This window comes from Streptomyces sp. NPDC088817 (assembly GCF_044750345.1).
In the GTDB taxonomy this organism is placed as follows: domain Bacteria; phylum Actinomycetota; class Actinomycetes; order Streptomycetales; family Streptomycetaceae; genus Streptomyces.
In genome coordinates, this window is the sequence record NZ_JBIVJN010000016.1 from 137266 (window position 1) to 162340 (window position 25075).

Annotated in this window: 23 protein-coding genes, 1 tRNA gene and 1 pseudogene; 12 read left to right on the plus strand and 13 right to left on the minus strand. The window is 71.6% G+C overall.

Annotated features, from left to right (window positions below; all coding sequences use genetic code 11):
* Positions 1 to 96: 96 nt before the first annotated feature.
* From ACIP4X_RS27030 to ACIP4X_RS27065, 8 genes are all read right to left on the minus strand, one after another.
* Positions 97 to 1017, minus strand: a complete 921-nt coding sequence (locus tag ACIP4X_RS27030) for an RNA polymerase sigma factor SigF (protein WP_358731988.1) — start codon at positions 1015 to 1017, stop codon at positions 97 to 99.
* 246 nt (positions 1018 to 1263) lie between these two features.
* Positions 1264 to 2199, minus strand: coding sequence for a SigB/SigF/SigG family RNA polymerase sigma factor (locus ACIP4X_RS27035; RefSeq protein WP_391458918.1), 936 nt, complete (start codon positions 2197 to 2199; stop codon positions 1264 to 1266).
* Between the two features lie 201 nt (positions 2200 to 2400).
* The gene (locus tag ACIP4X_RS27040) at positions 2401 to 2694 is read right to left on the minus strand and encodes a Dabb family protein (protein ID WP_401351068.1); all 294 of its coding nucleotides are present in this window, start codon (positions 2692 to 2694) and stop codon (positions 2401 to 2403) included.
* The gene (locus tag ACIP4X_RS27045) at positions 2694 to 2870 is read right to left on the minus strand and encodes a hypothetical protein (protein WP_141359968.1); all 177 of its coding nucleotides are present in this window, start codon (positions 2868 to 2870) and stop codon (positions 2694 to 2696) included. The genes ACIP4X_RS27040 and ACIP4X_RS27045 overlap by 1 nt, the downstream gene beginning before the upstream one ends.
* Before the next feature lie 124 nt (positions 2871 to 2994).
* A tRNA-Ser gene (locus tag ACIP4X_RS27050) sits at positions 2995 to 3079 on the minus strand.
* 68 nt (positions 3080 to 3147) lie between these two features.
* Positions 3148 to 3579, minus strand: coding sequence for a tRNA adenosine(34) deaminase TadA (gene tadA / locus ACIP4X_RS27055; RefSeq protein ID WP_401351070.1), 432 nt, complete (start codon positions 3577 to 3579; stop codon positions 3148 to 3150).
* 83 nt (positions 3580 to 3662) lie between these two features.
* Positions 3663 to 4196 (minus strand): hypothetical protein, encoded by a 534-nt coding sequence (locus tag ACIP4X_RS27060; protein ID WP_401351072.1) that lies wholly within the window; start codon positions 4194 to 4196, stop codon positions 3663 to 3665.
* A 280-nt stretch (positions 4197 to 4476) separates the two neighbouring features.
* On the minus strand, positions 4477 to 4713 hold the full coding sequence (locus tag ACIP4X_RS27065; RefSeq protein WP_326803178.1) for a hypothetical protein: 237 nt from the start codon (positions 4711 to 4713) through the stop codon (positions 4477 to 4479).
* 150 nt (positions 4714 to 4863) lie between these two features.
* Between ACIP4X_RS27065 and upp the strand changes: the two genes are divergently transcribed.
* Positions 4864 to 5499, plus strand: a complete 636-nt coding sequence (gene upp / locus ACIP4X_RS27070; protein ID WP_358731984.1) for a uracil phosphoribosyltransferase — start codon at positions 4864 to 4866, stop codon at positions 5497 to 5499.
* An 85-nt stretch (positions 5500 to 5584) separates the two neighbouring features.
* Here upp and ACIP4X_RS27075 read toward each other — a convergent pair whose 3' ends face one another.
* From ACIP4X_RS27075 to ACIP4X_RS27085, 3 genes and pseudogenes are all read right to left on the minus strand, one after another.
* Positions 5585 to 6211 (minus strand): LytR C-terminal domain-containing protein, encoded by a 627-nt coding sequence (locus ACIP4X_RS27075; protein ID WP_391459039.1) that lies wholly within the window; start codon positions 6209 to 6211, stop codon positions 5585 to 5587.
* A 159-nt stretch (positions 6212 to 6370) separates the two neighbouring features.
* Positions 6371 to 6667 carry a type II toxin-antitoxin system VapB family antitoxin gene (locus tag ACIP4X_RS27080; protein WP_004943146.1) on the minus strand — a complete coding sequence of 99 codons (297 nt, stop codon included), beginning with the start codon at positions 6665 to 6667 and terminating at the stop codon, positions 6371 to 6373.
* A gap of 555 nt (positions 6668 to 7222) precedes the next feature.
* Positions 7223 to 7911 (minus strand): annotated as a pseudogene (locus tag ACIP4X_RS27085) (HhH-GPD-type base excision DNA repair protein).
* 224 nt (positions 7912 to 8135) lie between these two features.
* On the opposite strand from ACIP4X_RS27085, the gene ACIP4X_RS27090 reads away from it, so the two are divergent.
* From ACIP4X_RS27090 to ACIP4X_RS27140, 11 genes are all read left to right on the plus strand, one after another.
* Positions 8136 to 10103, plus strand: coding sequence for a copper resistance protein CopC (locus ACIP4X_RS27090; RefSeq protein ID WP_391459037.1), 1968 nt, complete (start codon positions 8136 to 8138; stop codon positions 10101 to 10103).
* A gap of 211 nt (positions 10104 to 10314) precedes the next feature.
* Complete coding sequence (locus ACIP4X_RS27095) at positions 10315 to 10605, plus strand: hypothetical protein (RefSeq protein WP_358731982.1); 291 nt, start codon at positions 10315 to 10317, stop codon at positions 10603 to 10605.
* Between the two features lie 11 nt (positions 10606 to 10616).
* Positions 10617 to 11543, plus strand: coding sequence for a hypothetical protein (locus ACIP4X_RS27100; RefSeq protein ID WP_391458913.1), 927 nt, complete (start codon positions 10617 to 10619; stop codon positions 11541 to 11543).
* Between the two features lie 93 nt (positions 11544 to 11636).
* Positions 11637 to 11963 (plus strand): STAS domain-containing protein, encoded by a 327-nt coding sequence (locus tag ACIP4X_RS27105; RefSeq protein ID WP_358731980.1) that lies wholly within the window; start codon positions 11637 to 11639, stop codon positions 11961 to 11963.
* A gap of 106 nt (positions 11964 to 12069) precedes the next feature.
* Entirely contained in the window at positions 12070 to 13536 is a 1467-nt protein-coding gene (locus tag ACIP4X_RS27110) for an MFS transporter (protein WP_401351046.1), read from the plus strand.
* 122 nt (positions 13537 to 13658) lie between these two features.
* Positions 13659 to 14156 carry a MarR family transcriptional regulator gene (locus ACIP4X_RS27115; protein ID WP_358731976.1) on the plus strand — a complete coding sequence of 166 codons (498 nt, stop codon included), beginning with the start codon at positions 13659 to 13661 and terminating at the stop codon, positions 14154 to 14156.
* 237 nt (positions 14157 to 14393) lie between these two features.
* Positions 14394 to 15692 carry a magnesium transporter MgtE N-terminal domain-containing protein gene (locus ACIP4X_RS27120; protein WP_401351048.1) on the plus strand — a complete coding sequence of 433 codons (1299 nt, stop codon included), beginning with the start codon at positions 14394 to 14396 and terminating at the stop codon, positions 15690 to 15692.
* A 719-nt stretch (positions 15693 to 16411) separates the two neighbouring features.
* Entirely contained in the window at positions 16412 to 18001 is a 1590-nt protein-coding gene (locus tag ACIP4X_RS27125) for an Nramp family divalent metal transporter (protein WP_358732138.1), read from the plus strand.
* Between the two features lie 110 nt (positions 18002 to 18111).
* Positions 18112 to 18567 (plus strand): hypothetical protein, encoded by a 456-nt coding sequence (locus ACIP4X_RS27130; protein WP_358731972.1) that lies wholly within the window; start codon positions 18112 to 18114, stop codon positions 18565 to 18567.
* A 724-nt stretch (positions 18568 to 19291) separates the two neighbouring features.
* Positions 19292 to 21529, plus strand: a complete 2238-nt coding sequence (locus ACIP4X_RS27135; RefSeq protein WP_391458905.1) for an amino acid permease — start codon at positions 19292 to 19294, stop codon at positions 21527 to 21529.
* Positions 21530 to 21935: 406 nt separating this feature from the next.
* A complete protein-coding gene (locus tag ACIP4X_RS27140; protein ID WP_401351051.1) occupies positions 21936 to 22934 on the plus strand; it encodes an ice-binding family protein in 999 nt (332 codons plus the stop codon).
* Between the two features lie 317 nt (positions 22935 to 23251).
* On the opposite strand, the gene ACIP4X_RS27145 is transcribed toward ACIP4X_RS27140, so the two are convergent.
* Positions 23252 to 24115, minus strand: coding sequence for a slipin family protein (locus tag ACIP4X_RS27145; protein WP_358731968.1), 864 nt, complete (start codon positions 24113 to 24115; stop codon positions 23252 to 23254).
* A gap of 176 nt (positions 24116 to 24291) precedes the next feature.
* The gene (locus ACIP4X_RS27150) at positions 24292 to 24990 is read right to left on the minus strand and encodes a DUF5994 family protein (RefSeq protein ID WP_358731967.1); all 699 of its coding nucleotides are present in this window, start codon (positions 24988 to 24990) and stop codon (positions 24292 to 24294) included.
* Positions 24991 to 25075: the final 85 nt, after the last annotated feature.

The window sequence follows — 25075 nt, forward strand, 5'->3', positions numbered from 1 at the left end:
CTCGGCGGCCAGGAGTCGACATCACCACGGCTTCGCGCCGTGCTGCCCGACGCACGTCCGGCGCCCCGCCGGGCGGGACGCGCCGGACCGTGCGGATCAGTCGTTGATCAGCCCCTCCCGCAGCTGCGCCAGCGTCCGGGTCAGCAGCCGGGAGACGTGCATCTGCGAGATGCCGACCTCCTCGCCGATCTGCGACTGGGTCATGTTGGCGAAGAAGCGCAGCATGATGATCCGGCGCTCCCGGGGCGGCAGCTTGGCCAGCAGCGGCTTGAGCGACTCGCGGTACTCCACGCCCTCCAGCGCCGTGTCCTCGTAGCCGAGGCGGTCGGCCAGGGAGCCCTCGCCGCCGTCGTCCTCCGGGGTCGGGGAGTCCAGCGAGGAGGCGGTGTACGCGTTGCCGACCGCGAGGCCGTCGACCACGTCCTCCTCCGACACGCCCAGCACGGTGGCCAGTTCCGTGACGGTCGGGGAGCGGTCCAGCTTCTGGGAGAGCTCGTCGCTGGCCTTGGTGAGCGCCAGACGCAGCTCCTGAAGGCGCCTGGGCACGCGCACCGACCACGAGGTGTCGCGGAAGAAGCGCTTGATCTCGCCCACGACCGTCGGCATCGCGAAGGTCGGGAACTCCACGCCCCGCTCGCAGTCGAAGCGGTCGATCGCCTTGATCAGGCCGATGGTGCCGACCTGGACGATGTCCTCCATCGGCTCGTTGCGCGAGCGGAAGCGGGCCGCCGCGTAACGGACCAGCGGGAGGTTGAGCTCGATCAGGGTGTCCCGGACGTAGGCGCGCTCCGGGCTGTCCTCGTCGAGTGCGGCGAGCCGCAGGAACAGGGAGCGGGACAGGGTGCGGGTGTCGATGGTCTCCGAGGCCGGCAGGGCCGACGCGGCCGGAACAGCCGGGGCGGGAGCGGCCTCCAGGGCCGCCACGTCGTCGAGGGCGTCGAGCGGCTCGAGCGCCGGGGAGGGCGTCTCGCTCTTCGTGAGCGTCAGCACCTTGGAGCTGCCCTGGTCTGCGGACATGCCACCCCCTCTGGGTCGCGGGACGGTCGCGGCCACGCTCTCTGACGAGGAGAACGCAGCCCTCACCTGAATACCGGAGCCGAAGCCACGGCAAACGCGCTTCCCGCAGAATGTCACATGTCGGCAACGCGCTGTAGGGACTTGTCGACAAGTCAGATCCGAATCAGCCCTGGAAAGAAGGGGTCTGACGGCTTTTCTGCCCGAAGATGTCGGGAACCGCCCTGATGGGCGATTCGCTCGTGCCGGTTACGCCTCGATCCTGTTTGCGGATCGCAATCGCTGGAAGCTACGGGCGAGTAGCCGGGACACGTGCATCTGGGAGACGCCGAGCTCCGCGCTGATCTGTGACTGGGTCAGATTGCTGTAGTAGCGCAGCAGGAGGATCCGCTGTTCCCGTTCGGGGAGCTGGACGAGGAGATGGCGGACGAGGTCGCGGTGCTCGACGCCGTCCAGGGCCGGGTCCTCGTAGCCGAGCCGGTCGAGCAGCCCGGGCAGCCCGTCGCCCTCCTGGGCCGCCTCCAGGGAGGTCGCGTGGTACGAGCGTCCGGCCTCGATGCAGGACAGCACCTCCTCCTCGCTGATGCGCAGCCGCTCGGCGATCTCGGCGGTCGTGGGGGAGCGTCCGAAGGCGGTCGTCAGGTCCTCGGTGGCGCTGTTCACCTGCACCCACAACTCGTGCAGCCGGCGCGGGACATGGACCGTGCGGACGTTGTCGCGGAAGTAGCGCTTGATCTCGCCGACGACCGTCGGCATCGCGAAGGTCGGGAACTGCACGCCCCGGTCCGGGTCGAAGCGGTCGATGGCGTTGATGAGCCCGATGGTGCCGACCTGGACGACGTCCTCCATCGGCTCGTTGCGGGAGCGGAAGCGGGCGGCCGCGTAGCGCACGAGCGGAAGGTTCGCTTCGATGAGCGCCCCGCGCACGCGGGAGTGCTCGGACGTACCGGGTTCGAGCTCCTTCAACTGGGTGAAGAGCACCTGCGTGAGGGCGCGGGTGTCGGCACCGCGCCGCTTCTCGGGAGCCGGGGCCGGATCCGGAGTCGAAGTGGGGGTGGGGGCGGGGGTCGCAGTCGGGTCCGTGGCCGTGGTGGCGGCCGCGGCGGGGGTCGGGGTGGCCGGAGTCGGGGCGGCCGGGGCCGGGGCCGAGACGGGATCCTGGGGCGGCGCAGTCCTGGCCGACACGGTCAACGCCACCTCTTCGTCGATCAACTCATCCGTCAAAAGCGGTCATAGCATCACAAGACAGGTGCATCGTGTTCAAGCACCGCATATGCACGTGTTGAGGGATGGAATAGGGCATAAGACGTCGAAAAGCCCCGCACCGTTCCGATGCGGGGCCGAGCGTGCAGCCGTACGGCCGTAAGGCTGAGAAGGTACGGGCCGTCAGAACTCGTAGTCGGCGATCACCCACGTGGCGAACTCGCGCCACTGGGCCACGCCCGCCTGATGGGCCGGATGCTCCAGATACCGGCGCAGCGCGTCCGCGTCCTCGACCGCCGAGTTGATCGCGAAGTCGTACGCGATGGGCCGGTCGCTGACGTTCCAGCCGCACTCCCAGAAGCGCAGGTCCTCGATCTGCCCGCCGAGGGCACGGAAGGCCTCGGCCCCGGCGACGACGCGCGGGTCGTCCCGCTCGACGCCCTCGTTCAGCTTGAAGAGGACCAGGTGGCGGATCATCATTTTCCTCCGTTGGCGGCCCACGTCATGAATTCGCCTATGGCCTTGGCGGCGTCCGAGATGCCCTCGAACCCTATCTCGACGTAGCCCGCGGCCCCCTTCGGGTCCGTGATGATCACGTACAGCACGAAGACCACGACCACATAGACGACGATCCTCTTGGCGTTCATCGCCATCGCGGCCTCCCCCTGTCGGCGATTTCCCGGTCGCTGAGTTGCCTGTAGACCGGTACCGTCCGGCCCGAGCGCTGTAGATGATCGCACAAAGGGCCCCGTCCTGTCGGACGGGGCCCTTCTGAAGCGGTAGCGGAGGGATTTGAACCCTCGGTGACTTGCGCCACACTCGCTTTCGAGGCGAGCTCCTTCGGCCGCTCGGACACGCTACCGAGGGAGACCTTACAGCACACCGGGCCGTGGTCCGAAATCCGTTTCCGTCCCGTCCGGCGGCCGGGGTTCAGCGGCCTCGGAAGAAGTCGGTCAGCAGCGTGGCGCACTCCTCGGCGAGCACGCCCTCGATCACCTCGGGTCGGTGGTTGAGCCGCCGGTCCCGTACGACGTCCCACAGGGAGCCGGCGGCGCCGGCCTTCTCGTCGCGGGCGCCGTAGACCACCCGGTCCACCCGGGACAGCACGATGGCTCCGGCGCACATCGTGCACGGCTCCAGCGTGACCACCAGCGTGCAGCCCGACAGCCGCCACTGCCCGGTCCTCGCGGCGGCCCGCCGGATGGCGAGCACCTCCGCGTGGGCGGTCGGGTCGCCGGTGGCCTCCCGCTCGTTGTGGCCGACGCCGAGCACGGTCGTGTCGTCGCCGGCCAGCAGGACCGCGCCGACGGGCACGTCCCCGCCGGGGACGGCCCGCCCGGCCTCGTCCAGCGCGAGCCGCATCGCGGCCCGCCAGGGGTCCCGCACGGGGTCCGGGACCTCGGCCGGGTCCGGGGTCCCGTTCGTGCGCAGCGCGTCCGGCCCGGTCAGCGGACGGTCTCCAGGACCTCCGAGGCACCCAGGGCCTCGGCGATGGAGTTCAGGGCGTCGTCCGGGTCCAGGGTGCGCAGCTCCCTGGGGCCGACTCCCAGATCGTCGAGGATCGCGCCGTCGCCCAGCGGGCTGTGCGTGATGGCCTCGCCGGACTCCTCCTCCTCCTCGTCCTCGGCGGACGCCGGTTCACCCTCCTCCGTGCCGTCGAGGTCGAGGGAGTCCAGGTCGGGGCCGTCGTCGCCCGGCTCCCGGCCGAGCAGTTCGTCGGTGAGCAGGATCTCGCCGTACGAGCTGCGGGCTGCTGCGGCGGCGTCCGAGACGTAGATACGAGGGTCGTCCTCGCCGTCCACGCGGACCACGCCGAACCAGGCGTCCTCCTGCTCGATCAGGACGAGCACCGTGTCGTCGTCGGTCGAGGCTTCCCGGGCCAGCTCGGCCAGGTCGGCCAGCGTCTCCACATCGTCGAGCTCTGTGTCGCTCGCTTCCCACCCGTCTTCGGTGCGCGCGAGCAGTGCGGCGAAGTACACCGTGACTCTCCCACTGGTCATAGGCGTGCCGGTTGGGGGTCCCCCCGGCGGAGGTTGTGGGCGGGGGAGCTGGGCTCCGAGCCCCACCCACTCGGAATCGTGGCAGAAACAAGGCCTTCAGGGGACGTCTTCGGCTCCCTGTGTCCAGCAGTTTTGACCGCACACCGGTAAAGGACTCACCAGCGCACTCGTTGCCGCCACCAGCGGATCGTACGCGGCTTTCCCCCGGCGGCCACGCACACCCACCGTCGGAGGCGTCCGTGCGGGTGCAGGTGGCGTCCTACCAGCGGAACGTGCGCATGCGCATGGCGTGCCGCAGCCGGGCGGTCCTGGCGCGGCGGGGCTGGACACGGTCGCGCAGGGCCCGCGCCTCGGCGAGGTCGCGCAGGAACCGGGCCCGGCGGCGGCGCCGTTCGGCGTCGGCGTCCACGGCGCCGGCCGTCTCCGGGAGATCCGCCGTCTCCCGCCGCGCGCGCCGCGACGGGTCCTTGCCAGGTTCCCGTTCCCGTTCAGGCATCGGCTCACCACCCCAGTCCGTCCCTCCCACTTTCCCCCCGACGGCGGGTTTGATGCCACGCCGGCGCACGGTGGCGGGGGGTGCGGCCGGGCCGCCGCCCAGGGGGAAGCGGGCGGGCGGGCCGGATCGGGGCCCGATTACTCTTGGCCCATGCGTCTCCACGTCGTCGACCACCCGCTGGTCGCTCACAAGCTCACCACGCTGCGCGACCGCCGCACCGACTCCCCGACCTTCCGGCGGCTCGCCGACGAACTGGTCACCCTGCTCGCCTACGAGGCGACCCGCGACGTGCGCACCGAACAGGTCGACATCAACACGCCGGTCGCCGCGACCACCGGCGTCAAGCTCTCCCACCCGCGGCCCCTGGTGGTTCCGATCCTGCGGGCCGGCCTCGGCATGCTGGACGGCATGGTGCGGCTGCTGCCGACCGCCGAGGTGGGCTTCCTGGGCATGATCCGCAACGAGGAGACGCTCCAGGCCTCGACGTACGCCACGCGCATGCCGGAGGACCTCTCCGGCCGTCAGGTCTACGTCCTCGACCCGATGCTCGCCACCGGCGGCACGCTGGTCGCGGCCATCCAGGAACTGATCAAGCGCGGCGCCGACGACGTGACCGCGGTCGTCCTGCTGGCCGCCCCCGAGGGCGTCGCCGTCATGGAGCGCGACCTGGCGGGCACCCCGGTGACCGTGGTGACGGCCTCGGTCGACGAACACCTCAACGAGCACGGCTACATCGTCCCGGGCCTCGGAGACGCGGGCGACCGGATGTACGGCGCCGCCGAGTAGCCCCGGCTCACCGTCCGAAGCCCCTCAGCCGGGGCACGTCCGGTCGGCCTGCCGGCGGCCGCCCGCCACCGGCAGGCCGCGGAACTCAGCAGCCGCTCTTCGGCGTGGTCGGCTCCGGCCGCGGGGCGGTCAGGGCGGTCAGGGCCTCGTCGGCGGCCGCCGGCTGCGTCAGCGCCTTGAAACCGGTGCCGATGATCAGGTCCACGTCGGTGCCCTTGCGGGTGTCGGCGCGGCTCTCCGCCCCGGCGAGCTGGGTGGCGAGGACGGGCAGCGAGGTGTTCAGCGAGGACGCCGGGCCGAGGAGCAGTCCGGCGCCCTTGACCTTCTTGTCGAACTCCTCGCTCGCGTTGCCCACCTGGCCGATGCGGAAGCCGCGCTTCTTCAGCTCGTCCGCCGTCTGCTTGGCCAGGCCGCTGCGGGGCGTGGCGTTCAGGACGTTGACCGTGATCTGGCCCGGCTTGGGCAGCGCCCGGGCCGCGTTCGTCGGCGACGGGCTCGCCGCGGGCGACGCCTTGGTCGAGCAGTCGCCGCCGGCTTCGGCCGCCGAGGCCTTGCTGCCGCCGGTGAAGACGTCGATGAGCTGCCACGTGCCCCAGCCGATCACGCCCACCACCGCGACGGAGGCGGCGGCCAGGAACACGAGCCTGCCGCGCCGCCGGGGCTTGCGCATCCGCGGGTATCTGTTCCCCGTGATCCGGTACTTCCCGCCCATGCCGGGGGGAGTCAGCATGCTCATGGGCGCAGCGTAGTGCGCGTGAGCGGTGATTCCTACTAGATGATCATTCGTGACCGCTCAGCAGAACCCAAAAGGTCCAAACCGTCGTCGGACGGCGGCCCGGAGGGTGGCCCGGAAGCCCGGAAGCCCGAAGGCTCAGTCCAGCTCCAGTACGCGCGCGTGCAGCACCTGCCGCTGCTGGAGCGCCGCCCGCACCGCGCGGTGGAGGCCGTCCTCCAGATACAGGTCGCCCTGCCACTTCACGACGTGCGCGAAGAGGTCGCCGTAGAACGTCGAGTCCTCCGCGAGGAGGGTCTCCAGGTCGAGCTGCTGCTTGGTGGTCACGAGCTGATCGAGGCGGACCGGGCGCGGCGCGACGTCCGCCCACTGCCGGGTGCTCTCCCGGCCGTGGTCGGGGTACGGCCGGCCGTTTCCGATGCGCTTGAAGATCACACGGAGAGCCTACCGGCCCAGACCTTCCGGGCGCAGCCCGGCCACCGGAGTGCGGCGCTGGAAATGCCGCGGCAAAACCGGGCGAACCGGGAACGGGGGGCGGAGCCGGTGACGGAGTTGCCTGAGCTGCTGAAGATGCCGGAGATGAGCGACGGCGGAGATCATGCCGGGAGCGCTCGGATCGGGAGCCCGCGCCGCTCGGAGGTTGTGCACAGGCTGTGGACAACAGTTCACGCGGTACGGGGAACGCGCTCGGCGTGCCCGCGGATGCGGAAGGCGGTGACGATCTCGAAGACGCCGACCACCACCAGCCGAGCACCGCGGCCGACGCCGGCGGGGAGTCGATCAGCACGATCCCGGCGATGAAGGGGTGTCGGAGATCGCTCGCCTGGTTCCTCCTCGGCGGCGCCGTGGCGCCATCCGAGGCCGCCAAGCGCCGCTGCTCGGTGGCTCGGTCATGGTCCATGCTGCGAACGGGCCTGTGTCCAGAGCCACTTGGGAGCGGCCGGTCGGCTGACGTCCGGTGTGGCCCCACCCAGGGGCACCGCCACCCGGTCACTTCCCGGAGGACTTCGTCCCCTTGGCCGTCCTGCCCGCCTTGCCGGCCCCGGCTGTCTTGGCCGTCTTGGCTGATTTGGCCGCTTTGGCCGCCGCCTTCAGTTCCTGCTTGTGCGCCCGCACTCAGGCCAGGGACTCGGGCCCGGTGATGTCGGCGACGGACCGGTGGGAGTCCGGCTCGCCGTACGCCCCCGCCGCCTCCCGCCACCCCGTGGGCCGCACACCGAGCTGCTTGCCGAGCAGTGCCAGGAAGATCGACGCCTTCTGCTTGCCGAACCCGGGCAGCTCCTCCAGCCGTCGCAGCAGTTCCCGTCCGCTGTCGACGTCCCGCCAGATGGCCTCGGGGTCGCTGTCGTAGTGCTCGACGAGGTACTGGCACAACTGCTGGATCCTCCCCCAAGCTCTTCAGGAGCAGGGGGGACCCCCAAGGCCATCGACGCCGGGTAGCGGTGCACGGCCGGTTTGTCCGACAGGAGCCGGGCGAAGGTCTCCGGCTCGAAGGCCACGATCTCGTGGGCGTCCAGGTCGTCGGTGCCCATGCGCCTGGCGATCGTCGCCGGCCCGGTGAACGCCCACTCCATGGGGATCTGCTGGTCCAGCAGCATGCCGACTAGGGCGGCGAGCGGACTGCGGCCGAGGAGCGCGTCGGCCTCGGGGTCCTGGGCGAGGTGAAGGGTGACGTCCATGTCCCGATGGTCGCCCGCCGGACGGCGGGACGCAGCCGGAGGACCCCGGAGGACGCGGGGGATCCCCGGTGGGCAAGACTCGGTGAGCAGAACGCCGCCTTCGTCCGTACCCATCCAGAAGCCGGCGAGTGCCAAGACGGAGAAGTGACGTGACCGGACGGCGGGGCGAGGGTCGGGACGGTGCTGGGCGCCGTGGACGCGTACGACGGCGGCGACTCGGGAAGCTGACCCTGCTCGGCGCGGTACTGGTCCTGCTCCTCCTCGGCGGCGCCGGACCCGCCTCGGCCCACGCCGCCCTGCGGGGCACGGACCCCGCCGACGGAACCGTCCTCAAGTCGGCGCCCGGCAGGGTCACTCTGTCCTTCACCGAGTCCGTCAGCCTGCTCGACGACTCCTTCCGTCTCTTCGACCCCGAGGGGCGGCGGGTACGCACGGGCGAGCCGCAGCACGCGCCGGGGCGTCCGGACACGGCCCGGGTGGCGTTCCCCGGAGGGCTCGGCGAAGGCACGTTCACCGTGGCGTGGCGGGTGGTGTCTGCGGACAGCCACCCCGTCTCCGGCGCCTTCACCTTCTCCGTGGGAAAGCCGTCCCCGACGATGGCCGCGATCGACACCGGCCCGGCCGAGAACCCCACGACCCGCGGCCTCTACGACCTCGCCCGCTACACCTCCTACGGCGCCGCCGCCCTGCTCATCGGCACGGCGGCCTTCGCGCTGCTGTGCCGCCCGCCGCACACGGGCCCGCTGCGCAAGCCGCTGGTGGCCGGCTGGTGGGCGCTGCTGGCCTCCACGCTCGCCCTGCTGGTGCTGCGGGCGCCCTACGAGACCGGGACCGGTCCGGCGTCGGCCGTCGACCCCGCGGCCTTCGCCCGCACGCTGACCGGCCGCCCCGGCCTGGTGCTGCTGACCCGCCTGGCCCTGCTCGCACCGGTGGCCCTTCTCCTCGTACGGCTGTCCCGACGCCGGCCGGAGGCGAAGCCCTCGCGCGCGATCCTGGCGGCGGGCGCCGCGCTGGCCCTCGCCCTGGCGCTGACGTGGGCGGGATCCGAGCACGCCTCGGCCGGTATCCAGGTACCGGTGGCGATGACGTCGTCGGTGCTGCACCTGCTGGCGATGGCGGTCTGGCTGGGCGGCCTGACGGCCCTCCTGACCACCCTTCAGCACGCCACACCGGACGAGCCGGAGACAGGACGGACTTCTTCGCACGGCGACGCGCCGCCAAGGGCGAAGGCGGCGGTCACGGTCGCTTCCGAGGGCAGCGGCGGCCGTACGACGGTCGCGGCCCTGGAGGGCACTGCGGCTGCGGCGGCCTCGGACGGCGCCACGGGGGTCCTGGACAGCGCGGCAGCCGATGCCACGGCGCCGTCCGTCGACGGTCCCGCGCTGACCGCCGCGGTGGTGCGCTTCTCGCGGATCGCCTTCGGCGCCGTCGTCGTCCTCGTGGTCACCGGTGTCTACCAGTCCTGGCGCGGCCTCGGTTCCTGGACCGCGCTCACCGGCACGGAGTACGGCCGGCTGCTGCTGGTCAAACTCGTGGCGGTGGCACTGCTGCTGGCCGTGGCGGCGCGCTCCCGGCGCTGGACGGCACGGCTGGTGACGGCGGACGCGCCGGACACGGACCCGGCCGCGTCGGACCCGGCCGCGTCCGACGGGAAGGCACCGGCGGAGGACCCCGGTACGAAGACGTCCGCGTCCGCCCCCGACGTCTGCCGCCGCGCCCTGCGCCGCTCGGTGCTCGCCGAGGTCGCCGTGGGCATCGCGGTCCTGGTCTTCACCACGGTGCTGGCCGGCACCCTGCCGGGCCGCGCGGCCGCCGAGGCGGCCCGGGCCACGCCCGAGTCCGGGGTCCCGGGCGCCTCCGTCACGTTCATCCCGTTCGACGTCGGCACCCCCGGCGGTCACGGCAAGGTGCAGATCACCCTGGAACCGGGCCGCGTCGGCCAGAACGCGGTGGAGGCCGTCGTCTACGGCCCGGACGGCGGCCTGACCATCGTCCCCGAACTGCGCCTGTCCCTGTCCCTGCCCGCACGGAACATCGGCCCCATCGACGCCGCGCTGATCAACAGGGGCGGCTACTGGGGCACCGACTCCCTCAACCTCCCCATCCCCGGCACCTGGACCATGAAGGCGACCGTAAGGGTGTCGGAGATCGACCAGGCGAGCGAGGAGCGGAAGGTCCACATCCCGCGCTAGTGCCGCGGCAGGCAACGTTTGCCCGTGAAGGAGCGGCGTCCGGTGCGGCACTAGCTAGCGGCCGGGGGACGCCGAACGGCGGCGCACCGCCCCACGCCCGTCTCTTCATTTGTGCGGATGAGACATCCCATCGCACATATAGAGCTAATCAGGGAATTCCTTCACCCATTTGCCGCGCATCCGGGGAAAGTCGGACGGCGTTAGTCGAGATATGACTAAGGCAACCAGGGAAGGGTACTGGGGTCTGTTCGGGGGGCAGGAACGAGAGGACCCGGTGGCCGCGCACGCGGTGGCGTTGGGCCCCTACACCTACCTTCCCGCCCCGGTGCACTCGTCGGCCACCGTCAACGGCACCCTGACCAGAGGCGGTTTCCCCGTCGCCCTGAAGGTGACGGAGCCCCTGCTGCGGGATTTCCTGGACGCGATGAGCATGCTGGAAGCCGACCTCGCCCGCCGCTGGCTCGGACCGGTGGGACGGTCCCGTTTCCCGGGAGCGGAATAACCGGCCGCGTCATGTACGACGAACGTATCGGTCACCGTTCCGGCCATTCGACAGATTATTCGGGCTACCCGGACTATCCCGGCTACCCCGGCGGATATCAGGGGGCGGGCACCGGCCGGCACCGGGGTCCGGCGGAGTTCTTCACCTCTCCCCTGGAGCCGCCGGACGCGACCTGGGACCCGGCCGAGGAACTGGCCTTCATGCTCCAGGACGCCATGGAGGAGCGCCGGCCGGACATCCCCGACACCCCCGACATCCCCGTCGCACTCGACGAGGCACCGGTCGCCGAGCCCGCCCCGAACGCGTCCCTGGAGAACCTCCAGGCGATCACGGAGGAACTGCCTCCCCTGAAGGCGGTCGCCCGACGCCATCGAAAGGTCCGGGAACGCAAGCGCCCGGACGTCCTGCGGGCCGCCAGTCACGTCATCGCCGCGCTGACCGCGGTGATCGCTTCCTCGGTGAGCGTCTTCGGCGGAATGGTTGCCTACGATCCCCTCCGTGTCGTGGCCGTGGCCCGTGTGGAGGGCGGCATCGCCTCCTGGTGGCCCCTGCTCGTCTACGGTCCCTGGCTGGTCGCCTCGCTGTCCGTGCTGCGGGCCGCGCTGCACCAGCGCCGCGCCGTCCACTCCTGGAGCGTGGTGCTGATCTTCTCGTCCATCGCCATGCTCCTGTGCGTGTTGCAGGCGCCCAGGACGATCGTCGACATCTCGGCGGCGGCCTTGCCTGGCCTGGCCTCGCTGGCCTGCTTCCAGCAGCTCGTACGCCAGGTCACCCTGACCCGCCCACCCCGGCGGACCACGCCCCGCCACCGTCAGCCCCGCACCCCGCACACCGAGAACCCGCCCATGTCCACGTCCGCCGCCCGCGACACTCGCCGCACCACGACGACGGCACGACCGGCGCGACCGGCCGGAGGCGCGGCGCGCAAGGGGCTCTGAGCCGGACGTTCCCCCGTGCCGGACCCCCCACGGACCCGGCGCCGGGGTCACCATGGAGGTGGACGGGATGTGGCGGACGCGAAGGAGGCCGCCATGACAGCAGCGCATCTCCCCGCGTCGCCCTTGATGATCAGGGCGACCGACGGCCGGCGGGCCGAGCTGGCCCTCACCGGGGACATCGGTGCCCAGATATTGCGGCCACTGGAGGAACGACTCGCGGCACCGCCGCTGAGCGAGACCGACGAGTGGGTCGTGGACATGAGCGGGGCCACCCACCTCGACCTCGCCTGCGCCTACGCCCTGCTGCGGCCCGCCACACGGTGGCCGGCGACCTCGCTCACCATCCGCGGAGCCCGGCGCTCCGTGCACAGGACCCTGCGCCAGGCGGGGTTCGACGCGGTCGCGGTGATGGAGGACTGAAGGAACTCATGAGGCCGAGAGGACTCATGAGGCCAAGGGGGTGCCGTCGCGGGAGGCCCGATCGGACGGAGCCCGAATAGTTCGGTGACCGATGTAATCTGAGGTCATGGCTCCGGATACGACGCGTACCCCGCCCCGCCCGCGCTGGCCCTCCGTGCTCACCGCGGAGCGGGCCCGCCCGGAGGGGATCCGGTCGCGGCCGAACGCCTGGAAGCTGGCCGTGGCCACGGTGTGCTTCGGGGCGTTCATGGGCCAGCTGGACGCGAGCATCGTGACGCTGACATACGGCAGCCTGCGCACCGAGTTCCACGCCTCGCTCGCCGCGGTGGAATGGGTGTCGCTGGCGTATCTGCTGGCCCTGGTGGCGCTGCTGGTGCCGGCCGGACGGCTGGCGGACGCCCATGGCCGCAAGCTGCTGTACCTGTACGGGTTCGCCGTCTTCACCCTGGCGTCCGCCGCCTGCGGACTGGCGCCCTCCCTGCCGGCGCTGGTGGCCTTCCGGGTGGTGCAGGCGGCCGGAGCGGCGTTGATGCAGGCCAACAGCGTCGCCCTGGTGACCACCAGCGCACCCCGCGGGCGGATGCGCAGCGCCCTCGGCGTGCAGGCCGCCGCACAGGCGCTGGGGCTCGCCCTGGGGCCCACGGTGGGCGGCGCGCTGGTCTCCACCCTGGGCTGGCGCTGGGTGTTCTGGGTGAACGTGCCGGTCGGAGTGGTCGCGCTGGTGAGCGGGCACTATCTGCTGCCGCGCACCAGGGCCCGTACGAGGGTGACCCGCTTCGACTGGGCCGGGCTGGCGCTGCTGGCCGTGGCGACGACCTGCGCTCTGCTCGGCGTGTCCGCGGCCTCCGGTCTGCCGGTGCCCGGCTGGAGCGTGGTCCTGCTGTTCGGCGTGGCGGCGCCGGCCGGCTGGGGCTTCGCCCGCCGACAGCGGCGGATCGCCGCGCCCCTGCTCGATCTCGCGCTGCTGCGGGTGCGCGCGGTGACGTTCGGGCTGGTCGGGGCGCTCAGCGGATACCTGGTGCTGTTCGGCCCGCTGGTGCTGGTGCCGGTCGTGCTGACCGCGCGGGGGGCCTCGGAGCTGACCGCGGGGCTGGTACTGACCGCGCTGCCCGCCGGGTTCGCCCTCGGCGCCACGGGCGGTGACCGGCTGCTGCCACGCTCCCTCAGCGACCGCGGCCGGTGCCTGACCGGAGCCGGCGTGTTCCTCCTCGCCACGGCCGCGCTCCTGGCCGTTCCGCTGACCATCGCCTGGCTGGTGCCGCTGCTGGCCCTGGTCGGCGTGGGGCTGGGGACCTTCACCCCGGCCAACAACGCGCTGATCATGGGCGCGATCCCGGCCCGTTCCTCCGGCACCGGCGGCGGCCTGGTCAACATGACCCGCGGTCTGGGCACCGCCCTGGGGGTGGCGCTGGTGACCCTCGCCCTGCACCTGGCGGCCGGCGGCGGAACCGAGGCCGGCGCCCGGTGGTCCGCGGCGATCCTGGTGGCGGTGTCCGCCGTCGCCGTGGTCTCGGCCCGGCTGGGACCGGAGCGGGGCGACCACCGGCGTACCCAGCCGGGACTGGGGGCGTGAGGAAGTGAGTGAAATCGGTGAACCACCCGCGTGAGACCGCGAATCACCCGCGTGAGACGGCGAACGATCCGGTGCCGCCGCGAGCCGGAGGGCGCCTGCGCGGACCCGGCTACCCTTTCCGCATGTCCGCGCAGCCCCGTTCCGAGCTTCCCCTGCCCGGCTCCGCCGCCGAGGCGCCGGACGCCCGTCTGCTGACCGAGGCTGTCACCCGTCTGCGCCGCGCCCTGCGGGCCTCGATCCGCACCGACTATCCGTGGGAGAAGCTGCCCATGGCCCAGGTCGAACTGCTCCAGGTGCTCGGCGAGCACTCGCCCGCCCGGATCAGCGACCTCGCGGCCCGCCAGCGGCTCGCACCGAGCACCGTCAGCGGACTGATCGGCCAGATGATCAACACGGGCCTGGTCGCGCGCGAGGTCGACCCCGCCGACCGCCGCGCCTCCGTCGTCACCCTCACCGACGCCGGCCGCGACCAGCTCACCGCGTGGACCACCGCCCACGAACGCCGCATGGACGCCGCCCTGGCCTCCCTGGACGACACGACCCGCTCCGCCATCGCCACCGCCCTGCCGGCCCTCTTCCAACTCGCCGAACAACTGGGGCAGTTGGACGACGGTTCCTGACGTCGTTCGAGACATCGTTCGAGACGCCGTTCAAGGCACCGGTTGAGATGCCGGTCGGGATACCGCCTCACCGCCGGTGGGGCGTTTGCGGTTGTCTGTAGTGATTCATACCGTTGGTCGCGGGGGCAGCCGACGTTCGGGCAGGGCAGAGCGATGACCGTGAGTCCGTCTTCGCCGCGGCCGGCCGCACACCGCGAGCGAGCGCCTGTGCATCTGTCGTCGCTGGTGAAGCGCCCCGTGGTGGACCCGGGGGACCGGTCGCTCGGCCGGCTCTCCGACGTGATCGTCCGGCTGCGCGGCGCCGACTATCCGGTGGTGACCGGGCTCGTGGTCGGCGTGGGCGGCGGCCGTGAGCTGTTCGTCCCGGTCGAGCAGGTGGCCGCTCTGGACGCCGAGGGCCTGGTGGAGCTGGAGAGCGCACGGCTCGATCTGCGGCCGTTCGGGCGGCGCGAGGGTGAGGTGCTGCTGCGGGCGGACGTGCTGGGTCACCGGCTGATCGACGTGGGCGAGGCCCGCCTGGTCCGCGCGCAGGACCTGGAACTGGCCGACCGCGACGGGCAGTGGCTGCTGTCGGGCGTGGACACGCACCGCCCGCACCGGCTGCTCGGGGTCTTCGGGGACCGTGCGACGGGGCACGCTTGCCGCGACTGGAAGGCGTTCGAGCCGCTGATCGGACACAGCCGCAGCGCGCTGGTCCGCCGTCCCTCGGCCCGGATCCGGCGCCTGCGGCCCGCGGAGATCGCCGACCTGCTCGAGGACGCCTCCCGGGACGAGGAACGCGAGATCCTCGGCGACGTCCGGCAGGATCCGGAGCTGGAGGCCGACGTCTTCGAGGAGCTGGAGGAGGACCGGGCCTCCCGGCTGCTCAACGCCCGCACCGACGAGGAGATCGCCGCCGTCCTGGCGCGGATGCGGGCGGACGACGCGGCCGACGCCATCGACGATCTGCGCCAGGGCCGTCGGCGTACCGTGCTGGAGCTGCTGCCCGCCGGACAGCGGGCGAAGGTGCTGACCCTGATGGGGTTCAACCCCGCCAGCGCCGGGGGGCTGATGGGGATGGACTTCCTGGCCCTGCCCCCGGATACGCCGGTGAGCGAGGCCGAGGCGGCGGTCAGGCGCGCGAACCGGCTCCAACCGGAGGCGCTGACCAGCGTCTACACCGCCGACGAGGAGGGCCGGCTGCTCGGCTGGGCCCGGCTGGTCACCGTCCTGCAGAGCGATCCCGGACTCCGGCTGGCCGAGGTGAGCGAGGCCGATCCCGTGCGCGTCGGCCCGGACACGGACCTGGTGGACGTCGCCCTGCTGATGACGGACTACAACCTCATCACCCTGCCGGTCGTGGACGACGAAGGGGTCCTGCTCGGCGTGATCACGGTCGACGACGTGCTGGAGGCGACGCTGCCGGAGGACTGGCGGCGCCGGGAAGTGGCCCCGCCACCCGACGCCCACCGGGCCGTCGAGGCCGGAAGCATTCCTGGGGCCCCTGGTGCCGGCGGCGCCGAGGGCCTGGAGGGGCATGAGGAGTCCTCACCATGAGGGGACCCCGGCAGTCCCGGCCCGACCGGCACCCCGCCCGGCGCCCGCCGCAGCAGCCGCCGCCCGGCACCGGCCCGGGGGATGGTGGGCCTGAGTCGGGGACTTGCCGGGAGGATGGTCGGCCCGAGGCGGGGGTTCGCCCGGAGGACGGTCCGCCCAGGTCTGGCGCCCGTCCGAAGGGCCGTACGCCCCGGCCCGGCGCGCGGCCGGAAGATCTTCCACGTACGCCGGGCGCGCGCCCGGACGCGCGGAAGTCCGGCAGTCCGTCCCCGGACGCGCGGAAGTCCGGCAGTCCGCTCTCGGACGCGTCCCCCGAGCCCGGCCCGCCCCTTGGCCCGCCCACTAGGCCCGGCCCGGCCGGTGGCCCGCCCGCTAGGCCCGCCCCGTCCCCCGGCTCGCCCACTGAGCCCGGCCCACCCCCGGCCGGGTTCGAGCCCACGCCCGATCCCGCCCCGCGCCCACAGGCGCACGGCGCCGATGCGCACCCCGCAGCCCCGGACGGGCCATCAGGCTCATCGGTCCCATCGAGCCCACCGGTCCCACCGGTCACCCCCGACGCCCGAGGGCGCGCCGCGACGCCGGCACACGACGGCACCCCCACTGACAAGAGCCCCCCACCAACGCTCCCATCCCCATCCCCATCCCCATCCCCCCTCCCGGATGCCGACACCACCCCCACCACGCCACCAGCGGGCCCCTGCTCCCGCCCCACGGCGGTATTGGACGAGGCCCACCTCGGTGACATCGAGGGCGCGCTGGGACGTATCCGGCTGGAGGAGGCGGACGCCAGCCGGAGTCTCAAGCGGCGGCTGCTGACCTTCCTGGCGATCGTCGGCCCCGGCCTGATCGTGATGGTGGGCGACAACGACGCCGGCGGGATCTCCACGTACGCCCAGGCGGGCCAGAACTACGGCTACAGCCTGCTGTGGGTGCTCCTGCTGCTCATCCCCGTCCTCATCGTCAACCAGGAGATGGTGGTCCGCCTCGGCGCCGTCACCGGTGTCGGGCACGCCCGGCTGATCAACGAGCGCTTCGGCAGGTTCTGGGGCTGGTTCAGCGTCGGCGACCTGTTCGTGCTGAACTTCCTGACGATCGTCACCGAGTTCATCGGTGTCTCGCTCGCGCTGAGCTACCTCGGCGTCGACAAGTACATCGCCGTGCCCGTCGCCGCCGTCGCCCTGGTGGCGATCACCGCCTCGGGCAGCTTCCGGCGCTGGGAACGCGCGATGTTCGCCTTCATCGCCGTCAGCCTGCTGCTGGTGCCACTGGCGCTGATGTCCCACCCGCGCTACGGAGCGGCCGTGCACCACCTGGTCGTCCCGGGTGTGCGAGGCGGGGTCACCTCGGAGGCCGTTCTGCTGATCATCGCGATCGTCGGTACGACCGTCGCCCCCTGGCAGCTGTTCTTCCAGCAGTCCAACATCATCGACAAGCGCATCACACCGCGGTTCGTCGGCCATGAGCGCGCGGACACCGTGCTGGGCTCCCTCGTCGTGATCGGCGGCGCCGTCGCGATCGTCGTCGTCGCCGACTACGCCGTGAGCGGTACGGGCGCGGCCGGGAACTTCACCGACGCGCTGGGAGTCGCCGAGGCCCTGGGCGGGCACAGCCACGTCCTGGGGGTGATGTTCGCGGTGGTGCTCCTGGACGCGTCGATCATCGGCGCCGCGGCGGTCACCCTGGCCACCAGCTACGCCTTCGGTGACGTGTTCAACCTGCGCCACTCCCTGCACCGCAGCTTCCGCGAGGCCAAGGCGTTCTACGGGACCTACGCCGGGATGGTCCTGCTCGCCGCCGCCGTCGTGCTGATCCCCGATGCGCCCCTCGGCCTGATCACGACCGCCGTTCAGGCGCTGGCGGGACTGCTCCTGCCCTCCGCGTCGGTGTTCCTGCTGCTGCTGTGCAACGACCGGGCGGTCCTCGGTCCCTGGGTCAATCCGCGCTGGCTCAACATGGTGGCGTCGAGCGTCATCGCGGTGCTCCTGACGCTGTCCGGAATCCTCGTCGCGACGACCCTGTTCCCGTCGCTGGACACCACCCGGATCGCGCTGTGGCTCGCCGGTGTGCTGGTCGTGGGGCTGCTGGGCGCGGCCGTGGGACTGCGTGTCATCCGCGCCCGCCGAGGCCCGGCACTGCCTCCGCCTCCGCGGATCCCCCGCGCGGAACGCGAGAGCTGGCGCATGCCTCCCCTCGCCCTGCTGGAGCCGGTCGTCTGGTCCCCCGGACTCAGACTCGGCATGGGGCTGCTGCGCGGCTACCTGGTGATCGCCGCGCTGCTGCTGGTGGTCAAGGCCATCCAGATCGGCTGACCCGGGATCGGGTACCTGGCCGAGGACCGGAACGCGGGGTGAGGATGGAGACATGAGAGGTGAGGGGAGGCCCTGATGTGATCCCGCCCTACCCGCACCACGGAGATCGTGTGGTGGCATACCTGCTGCCGGTGTGGACGAGGCTCCCCGCCGCCGACCGCATGGGCGTGGCCGCGGCCGTGATGGGCGCGGCGCTCGTCGTCCTCATCGTGGGGACGAGGGTACGGCGGGGCCGTTCCCGTCCGTTCAGAAGCCCACGGGCCCGCCGGCCCGCCGAGCCGGTCGACACGTCGTGGTTCACCGCCCACACCCTGGACGGCTTCCCCGAGGAGGCGGTCCGCGCCACCCTGAGGACCCCGGCGGCCCCGTCCCGCGAACGCCTCTACGCCGCCTGGGTCCTCGCCACGCACACCCAGGGCACGGACGCCGTCTGGCTGGAGAAGAACCTGGGCCTCCCCGCCGACGCGGCCCACCTGATCACCGAGGCCGCCGAAGCCAGACGCCGCGAACGGTCGGCACAGGAGAACCGCGATACGAAGGCACGCGACAGCGACCGCCCCGGCTGAGCACCGCGGAGAGCGCAGACATCGTCGCCGCGGGCCCCGCTGCTCAGGCCCTGCGCCAAGCGCCGGGTAGTTCTCCGGGGCCGTACTCCGCCAGGGCCCGGAACAGGTGGTCCCGTCGCGCGAGACCGCCACGAGCGGTACCGGCTCGTCGGGGGCAGTGGCCCGTGCTTCTCCAGTGTGGCCGGGTCGCGGTTGCCGCACATGGTCGTCCGGGGGTTCGGCGGGGACGAGGGCGTTCCGAACCGGGGGCGGATCGAGGCAGGGAAGTGGCTCCTCCGGGACGGGGGTGTGCGAGACGGCCGCCTGCGTGACACTCGTCATGCCTCCGCGACCGTGCTCCTCATCCTCGACGTCCCGGACGTCGTGGGCGATGCGATCAAGGGATGGGAGCCCGGGAGAACGGCCCGCGTGCGCGTGCGGACACGCGCCGCAGGGGGACGATGCCGTTTCCAGGTCTTCGCGGCGCCTCGCGCAGCGAACCTGACCTGGCCGAAGCACGATGTCGGGGCCGCCCCGATTCGCGTCTCTCGCCCGTGTACTGGATGTACTCGGGTGATGCGACAACGCGGCTGGGGTCCACCCTGCTCGAAGAGCTTGGGGAGCCGTGCCGGACGCCGCGAGCCGTTGAACCTTTCCGGTCGCGGCATCGGCGGAAGAGGGGCGGGCACATCGGACCGGCATGTCATCGCCGCTCGGGGAGCGCTGATCGACCACACTGCGCGGCGTGACGGATGCACGCGGTGGTCGAGGCGGGGAGTCGGCGGGGCCGCCCGGACCTGCCGCGCAACTGGCGGAACTGGACGAGGAACAGTTGCGCGTCCTGCGCCGGGTGGGCCGTGCCTGGGGCCGTGTGTCGGCGTCTCCCGAGACTTGGCGTCGCGCCCTGCCCGTCGACCCCGACCTGGGCGCGTTCCCCCCTGCGGCACAGCTCCGGCCGGCCCGGTTCGGGCGCCTGGTCCCCCTCTCGCCCCTGGGGGCGTCTTCGCCGGGCGAGCAGGTCGACACGGAGGAACAGCCTCCTGGGCGGCTGAGGCGTGGTGCGACGTGGGCGCGGCGGCTCCTGCTGGGGGTGCCGCTGAGGAGTTCCGCCCTGGTGTCCGAGCGGATGCGCAAGCTCGTGGCCCTGCCCGTGCTGTCGGCCGACGCGCTGTCCTCGGTCGCCTACGGTCCCGAGGCCATGCTCGCGGTCCTCGTGCTCGCGGGGACGGCCGGGCTGGCGTACTCGTTCCCGGTCTCCGGCGCGATCGTGTTCCTCATGCTGGCGGTCGGGCTGTCGTACCGTCAGACCATCCGCGCCTATCCGCACGGCGGCGGCTCGTACATCGTGGCCGGCGCCAACCTGGGGCCAGTGGCCGGTCTGGTGGCCGCGGCGGGACTGATGACCGACTACGTCCTCACCGTCGCGGTGTCGGTCGCCTCGGGTGTGGCGGCCATCACCTCGGCGATCCCGGCGCTGACCCCCGACACCGTGCCCATCGGCGTCGGGGTGATCGTGGTTCTCCTCGCCGGAAACCTGCGCGGCGTGCGGCAGGCGGGCGCGCTGTTCGCCGCCCCCACCTACGCCTTCATCATCGCTATGTTCGCCCTCATCGTCTCGGGGCTCGTCCACGCGGCAGGTCAGGACTTCCGGCCGCATCCCGCCCCGGCGGTCACGGTCACCGAGAGCGCGGGACTCTTCCTGATCATGCGGGCGTTCTCGTCCGGCGCCACGGCGATGACCGGTATCGAGGCCATCTCCAACGCGGTACCGGCGTTCAAGTCCGTCGAGTGGCGCCAGGCCCGGACGACGCTCACCTGGATGGTGGGCCTGCTCATCGCCATGTTCACCGGGATCGTCGTCCTGATCCACCTCGCCGGCGTGGTGCCCAGCACCCGCGAGACCGTGCTCTCCCAACTGGCCCACCTCGGCTTCGGCTCCGGATCGATGTACGTCTTCGTCCAGGCCGCCACCGCTGCCGTCCTCCTCCTCGCCGCGAACACGGCGTACAACGACTTCCCCCGCGTCCTGTCCCTCCTGGCGCGCGACGACTACGCGCCCCGGGTCTTCATGCGCCTGGGCGACCGGCTGGCCTACAGCAACGGGATCATCCTGCTCTCGGTGGCCGCCACCCTGGTCTACGTGGCGTTCAACGGACAGACGGCGGCCCTCATCCCGTTGTACGCGGTCGGTGTCTTCCTCGCCTTCACGCTTTCCCAGGCAGGGATGGTCGTTCACTGGTGGCGACTGCGCGACCGGCACTGGCGCAAAAGCCTGCTCTTCAACGCCCTGGGCGGTCTCCTGTCAGCCGTCGTCTTCATCACCGCGGGCATCAGCAAGTTCACCTCGGGCGCCTGGGTCGCCATCATCGCCGTCGGACTTTTCCTCCTGCTCACCCTGCGGATCCACCACCACTACGCCACCGTCCGCGCACGCCTGCGCCTGCGCCCGCACACCGTCGAACTACCCGCGCGCACCGCCGTGGGACCGGACACGGGCCCCGTCGCGCCGCACGAGGCCCCCGCCCAACGACGGCACGCGGCGCGGCCGGGGACGAACGGGGAGAACGAGGAACTGCCCGGGGAGATCCGCCACCTCACCATCGTCGCCATCGCGACGCTCGACCTCGCCGGCATCCGGGCCCTCGCCTACGCGGCCTCCCTCCGCCAGCCCGTGCTCGCCCTCCACATCAGCCTCACCCCCCAGGAAGCCGAACGGGTCCGCGCCTACTGGACGCTGTGGGGAGACCACCTCCCACTGGAGATCGTGGTCTCCCCCTACCGGGCCACCGTGGCACCGCTCGTCCGCTACATCGAGGCCCTGCACCGGCAGCACCCCGACCTCACCCTCACAGTGATCCTCCCCGAGATCATCACCCGGCACCGGCGCCACCAACTCCTCCACAGCCGCACCGCCCCACGCCTGCGCCGCGCCCTGCGATCCCTCCCCAAAATCGTCATCACCACCGTGCCCTTCCACGTATAGCGCTCCTGCCCGGACCCGAAATCCCATACGTGTCTCAGCACCCCGTCAAAGGTGCCGGCTGTTACCAATTCCGTCACACCGACCGGCCGGCTCACCAACTCGATGACCGGGTGAGCCGTTGGTCCTCCCGATAGGGCGACGCCACGCCATCGCATTTCTTCGGCGCCTATACGCACCTTTGTGTGCGGATACGAGTAACTTATGTCGGCGAGTGACGGTACATCACGAATGCGTGAGCTGTCGTCACGAGCTCAGCGGCCTGTCACCTGACGAACTGCCTTGGACGCTCGGCTGTCCGGCGACTGTGTCAATGGTGACGAGAAAGGACTCGTCCATGGCAATGGATACCCTCCCGTCCGTTCCTCCAGGGAAACGACGAAAACTGAGATTCAGAGCGACTGTCGTCATGCTGCCCGCGGTCGCGTTGCTGATGTCGATCACTTTGATCTCGAACCTCGCGAGCGCAGCCGAGGCCCCGGTGGGATTGGGAACCGCCACGAGTTACGCGGTCCTGGCCGGTTCAACGGTCACGAATACGGGTCCCACGGTCGTCAACGGCGACCTGGGAGTCAGTCCCGGGTCCTCGGTGACGGGCTTCCCGCCCGGAATCGTGAACGGAGTGCAGCACGTCGCCGATGCTGCCGCCGCCCAGGCCCAGTCCGACCTGACCACTGCCTACAACGACGCGGCCGGCAGAGCCCCGACCACCACCCTGACCTCCCCGGGCGACATCGGCGGACTCACGCTGACCCCGGGCGTCTACAAAGCCTCGTCGTCGCTGAATCTCACCGGGACGGTCACCCTTGACGCCCAGGGTGACCCCAACGCCGTCTTCATCTTCCAGATCGGCTCCACTCTGATCACGGCTCCGGGGAGCAACGTCCTGCTCGTCAACGGAGCACAGGCCTGCAACGTGTTCTGGCAGGTGGGGAGTTCCGCCACCCTCGACACCAATTCCTTCTTCAAGGGCAACGTGCTGGCCCTGACATCCATCACGGTGAACACCAACGCCGCGGTCGAGGGCCGGGTGCTGGCGCGCAATGGCGCGGTCACGTTGGACAGTAACGTGATCACGAGGGCGGTCTGCATGACAGGGCCGCCCGGGCCTCCCGGACCGACGGGGCCTCCCGGACCGACGGGGCCTGCCGGACCGACGGGGCCTCCCGGACCGACGGGGCCTGCCGGACCGACGGGGCCTGCCGGGCCGTCCGGGCCTGCTGGACCGACGGGGCCTGCCGGGCCGTCCGGGCCTCCCGGGCCTCCCGGGCCTCCTGGGACGTCCTGCCACTGCCACAAGGGGCACGGCCACAAGCACAAGGGCGGCAAGAGCCACGGCAAGCACAAGGGCGGCAAGAGCCACGGCCACAAGAGCAAGGCCAACTGGGGCCGCAGCCACAAGAGCTAGCTCAGACAAGTCATTCGAACACTTCTAGTGGTCGTAGGCGGTCAGTGAGCGACTGACCGCCTGGCCGGACTGGGTGCCAGATCGCGGCGGCCGCACTTGCGAGGACCGCGCCGCGCGACGCGCACGGCAACAACCTCGCAGGTGCGGCCGCGGTGCTGTTCCGGGTCAAACCGGGGCCCCGGAGCACGCACCGGACGCCGCTCCTCACTGGCGGACGTTGTCTGCCGCGGCACTGGTCACGCGCCCTGCGCGGCGCGGATCGCCTGCCCACACCACCGACCGCGGTAGGAGGTGGGTGCCACCACCCGGCAGTCGGGTCACGCGGCGGTACCGGGCGCGGCGCCGGCCGGCCTGAGGGGCTTGTCGGTGCGGCCTGTACCGGCCGGTGGCGGCGCCGCGGAGGTTGCGGCCGCCGCGGCTTCCCGGGTGAGGAAGGAGCCGAGTTCGCCGATGGTGCTCATGAGGGGGGCGGGGAAGACGACGGTGGTGTTCTTGTCGACGCCGATCTCCACCAGGCTCTGGAGGTTGCGCAGTTGGAGGGCCAGGGGGTGGGCCATCATGGTGTCCGAGGCATCGCCGAGCGCCGCTGCCGCGAGCGATTCGCCCTGCGCGTTGATGATCTTCGCTCGCTTCTCCCGTTCGGCCTCGGCCTGGCGGGCCATGGCGCGCTTCATGGTGTCGGGCAACTGGATGTCCTTGAGTTCGACCAGCGTGACCTGCACGCCCCATTCGGCGGTGGTGACGTCGAGGATCTTGCGGATGTCCAGGTTGATGCGGTCCGTCTCCGACAGGGTCTCGTCGAGCGTGTGCTGGCCGACGACTTTCCGCAGGGTGGTCTGCGCGATCTGGTTGATGGCCGCCTGGACGTTCTCGACGGCGATGACCGACTTCACGGCGTCGACGACGCGGAAGTAGGCGACCGCGGAGACGTCGACGCTCACGTTGTCGCGGGTGATGATGCCCTGGGACTGGATCGGCATGGTGACGACCCGCAGCGACACCCGGTGCAGGGTGTCGACGAACGGGATGATGAACCGCAGCCCCGGGGAGCGTGTTCCGGCGAGTCGGCCGAAGCGGAACAGCACTCCCTTCTCGTACTGCTTGACGACCTTCACGGAAAGGGCGAGGGCCAGGACGGCCAGAAGGCCGATCACGACGACGAGAACGATCAGCACTTGCATGTGATGCTCCTCGGAACGGCGACCGTGGTGCGAGGACCCGTGATGCGGGGCCCCGTCGGGATTCCTGCCTGTGGCCGCTTCGGTTCGAGAGACAGGACCGGTACCGGTCGGCGGGTGCGCCGACGGGTGGTGTGCGGGCTGGGGACGTCGCCTTGTCACCCGTGATGGCGGCCGTCTCACATGCCGACGATCAGGCGGCTGGCGCGTCCGGCCTGCGCCGGTAGGGCCGCAGCGGTCGAGGAGGCGCCGCCCTCGTACTCCCACGCCTCGTCGGGATCAAGCGGCCGGTCGGTCGCGGAGCGGGCGTGCCGGGCCTTGTCCGCGGCGATGAGCGCGCTCGCGGTCAATGGCGGGCTGTCCTGGTCCGATGCGAGCGCCATCAGGCGGGCCGCCGACGCCGCCCCGGTCTCGGGTGGGACGACCAGCAGGTCCCAGCGCCCGGTGCCGTAGGAGAGCAGCAGCAGCTTGTGCGGGTCGATTTCGGGGGTGAACCAGCCGACCTTGACGATGTGACCACGCACGGGAACCTCGTGCGGGATGACCGGCCAGTACCGCGGGTTGACGGCGACGTGGGTGATGCGGCCCCACAAGGAGTCCAGCACATCGGTCAGCGCGGGCAGCTCGGTCATCAGATCCCGGGAGCGGGGCCACCAGGCACCGTCCAGAAGGCCACGAGAGATGCCGTCGGTCTTCAGCGCGACACGTACGGCCGGGGCTGCGACGGGCTCCTCGTGGTGTCGCGGGAATGGTTGGAAGGTCGCCGACATGATGCGGACCCGTCTCCGGCTGGCCTTTGCGGCGACCCGGGTTTCATCCTTCGCCGAGGACGACCCGGCGTGGTGACCGGTGTGCGAAATACCCTCGGTGCTGTCCACGGTACTCCGCACGCGCCGCGGGCACGTTGGCTACCGGACCAGCTCGTCATCTGGCGGGGTTGAGGGCTGCAGCGCAGTCTCTGCC